Below are 2,194 nucleotides of genomic sequence, written 5' to 3'. Positions count from 1 at the left end.
CCTGCGCGAGGAGCCCTCCGCGGACGACTACGCCCGCCTGGTCGGCCTGGCCGTCGAACACCTCTCCAACGAGGGCCTGGACAAGGTCGTCCTGGCCAGAACCCTGCTGCTGGACCTGGCGCAACCCCTCGACCCCGGCCGCGTCCTGGCCCGCCTCACCGCGGACAACCCGGGCGCCTTCAACTTCGCGGTCGCCGCGGGGGTCTCAGACTCCGGCTCCGGGGAGGTCTTCGGGGAGGGCTCCGGCGGGGCGGACGGCCGGGACCGGGGTCCCCTCCGGCGACCGGCCCCGGTCCTGGTGGGGGCCAGCCCCGAACTGCTCGTCGCGCGCAGCGGCCCCCGGGTGCGCTCGCACCCGCTCGCGGGCTCCGCGCCGCGCCACCCCGATCCGGAGGCCGACCGCGAACGCGCCGAGGCCCTGCTGGCCTCGGCCAAGGACCTGCGCGAGCACGCCTTCGTCGTGGAGGCCATCGCCGAACGCCTGCGCCCGCTCTGCTCCCGGCTCGACGTTCCCGAGGCACCCTCGGTGACCGCGACCGCGACCATGTGGCACCTGGGCACGCCCCTCTCCGGCCTGCTCCGGGAACCCCTTCCCTCGGCTCTGGAACTGGCCACCGTCCTGCACCCGACCCCCGCCGTCTGCGGCACGCCCGCCGAGGCCGCCGCACGGGCCATCGGCGCGTGGGAGCCCTTCGACCGGGGCCTGTACGCGGGCGCCGTCGGCTGGTGCGACGCCGACGGCGACGGGGAGTGGGCCGTCACCCTGCGCTGCGCCGAGATCGCGGGCACCCGGGCGCGCCTGTTCGCCGGAGCCGGGATCGTCGCGGACTCCGTGCCCGCCGAGGAGGCGGCGGAGACCGGCGCCAAGTTCCACACCATGCTCAACGCCCTCGGGCTGGAGCCCGCCGGCCCCGGTCCCGGTGCCTCAGGCCCGGGCGCCCCGAACCCGGCGGCCCGGGTTCCGCCGCCCTGACACGGCGCACCGGTGCGCGGTCCCGCGAAACCCGCCGTCCCCGTTCCGACACCACATGGAGAACACCCCTGATGTCCCTTCCCTCGATCGAGCCCTACCCCATGCCTGGCGAGGGCGACCTGCCCGACAACCGGATGTCGTGGTCGGTGGACCCCGACCGCTGCGTCCTGCTCATCCACGACATGCAGCGCTACTTCCTCGACGCCTTCTCCCCGGACGAGGAGCCGGTGCCGAGCCTGCTCGCCAACGTCGGCGCCCTGCGGAGCGCGTGCGCCGAACTCGGCGTTCCGCGCGTCTACACCGCCCAGCCCGGCTCCCAGGACCCGGACGACCGCGGGCTGCTCACCGACCTGTGGGGTGAGGGGCTGCGGGACGACCCGGCCCACACCGCGATCGTGGAGGGGTTGGAACCCGCCGACGACGAGATCGTCATGACCAAGTGGCGCTACAGCGCCTTCGCCAGGAGCGGTCTGGAGGAGTACCTGCGCGACGCGGGCCGCGACCAACTGGTCGTCTGCGGCGTCTACGCCCACATCGGAGTCCTGACGACCGCGTGCGACGCCTTCATGCGCGACGTCCAGGCCTTCGTCGTGGCCGACGCGGTGGCGGACTTCTCCGCGGGCGACCACGCGATGGCCCTGTCCTACGCCGCCCGCCGCTGTGCCGGGACGGTGAGCACCAAGGGGGTTCTGGCCGCCCTGAACGGCTGAGCGCCCCCGGCGGTGATCCCGCTCCCGGCGTCACTGTCGACGCCGACACCCGCGCCAGGAGCGGGATCACCGTGCGGGAGCGGCCCAGTCGTCCCACCACCGGGCACGATCGAGCCCACCGGCACCGCTGGGCCTCCCGGGCCTCCTGCGTCTCCCGAAACCGCAGGCTAGGAAGCCGTCAACTCCCGCCTCAGCCGCGCCTTGTCCACCTTGCCCACCCCGGTGAGGGGGAGTCCGGCGACCGCGCGCACCTCGTCGGGAACCTTGAAGGCGGCCGCGCCGCGCTCCAGCATCACGCCGCGCACCTCCTCCCGGGTCGGGCACCGGCCGTCGGCCACCAGCAGGGCGACCGAGCGCTCGCCCAGGACGGGATCGGCCACGCCGACCACCGCCGCCGCCCGCACGCCGGGCAGGGCCAGCAGGTACTCCTCCACCTCGGTCGCGGCGATCTTCTCCCCGGCACGGTTGACCTGGTCCTTCACCCGGCCCACGACCACCAGGTCGCCGCCCT

2 protein-coding genes and 1 pseudogene are annotated in these 2,194 nt (G+C 74.9%); 2 read left to right on the top strand and 1 reads right to left on the bottom strand.

Translation table 11 applies throughout. The annotated features are described in order from the left end of the window. The coding region (locus ABD54_RS26340) for an isochorismate synthase MenF (RefSeq protein WP_047872252.1) at window positions 1–973 on the top strand (973 nt) is incomplete at its 5' end. A gap of 71 nt (window positions 974–1,044) precedes the next feature. After that, on the top strand, window positions 1,045–1,683 hold the full coding sequence (locus tag ABD54_RS26335; RefSeq protein ID WP_019610266.1) for an isochorismatase family protein: 639 nt from the start codon (window positions 1,045–1,047) through the stop codon (window positions 1,681–1,683). A 167-nt stretch (window positions 1,684–1,850) separates the two neighbouring features. On the opposite strand, the pseudogene ABD54_RS26330 reads toward ABD54_RS26335, so the two are convergent. Beyond that, window positions 1,851–2,194: pseudogene (locus ABD54_RS26330) on the bottom strand (2,3-dihydroxybenzoate-AMP ligase); the annotation flags it as partial.

Origin of the sequence: Nocardiopsis sp. RV163, assembly GCF_001029525.1 — a bacterium.
GTDB classification, from domain to species: domain Bacteria; phylum Actinomycetota; class Actinomycetes; order Streptosporangiales; family Streptosporangiaceae; genus Nocardiopsis; species Nocardiopsis dassonvillei.
Note: the sequence above shows the minus strand (reverse complement) of the source record. Positions and strands in the feature narration are given on the sequence as shown.

Bases quoted from the DNA above. Each gene is read 5' to 3' on its own strand.
- ABD54_RS26335 (WP_019610266.1), top strand. From the start codon at position 1,045: ATGTCCCTTCCCTCGATCGAGCCCTACCCCATGCCTGGCGAGGGCGAC.